This window comes from Salinimicrobium oceani (assembly GCF_012037645.1).
The window spans coordinates 1-413 of record NZ_JAAVJR010000801.1 but is presented as its reverse complement, the minus strand read 5'-3'; the positions used below and the strand labels follow the sequence as shown (position 1 = coordinate 413).

The following is a 413-nucleotide window of genomic DNA, read 5'->3' as shown; positions in this document are numbered from 1 at the left end:
AAATTTTTCATTACCTTGAAAACTAATTTTTCTACATGTGGCCTAAATTATTTTCCCTTTTATTCTTCCTGACTTTTTTATTCCAAAATTCTGTGTTACTGGCTCAAAATGAAGAAGACCTGAAAAATGGTTATAAGTTTTATGCTGAAAGTGTGGATCCTGATTCCTACTATACTATATATCTCCACCCTGTCTCTTTTGATCCTAAGCAAAATGAGTTCATTAAACCATATTTGAATGTTGATTCCATCATTAAAGGCTTTAAACCTTTTAGAAATTTAAGATCAGAAGAATTTTATGAGTATTTAGAGGAGAAATTCACACCTGAACAAAAACAGGAATTTCAGGAGAAATTAAATCGTCTTAAAAATGTACAACTGGATACTGCAAAACTTTCCGAAAGAGTAAAAATA

At 30.0% G+C, this 413-nt stretch carries 1 protein-coding gene; it reads left to right on the top strand.

Annotated elements, in window-relative coordinates; translation table 11 throughout:
- Positions 1-35: 35 nt before the first annotated feature.
- On the top strand, positions 36-413 hold a 378-nt coding region (locus HC175_RS19470; RefSeq protein ID WP_168139784.1), incomplete at its 3' end, for a hypothetical protein.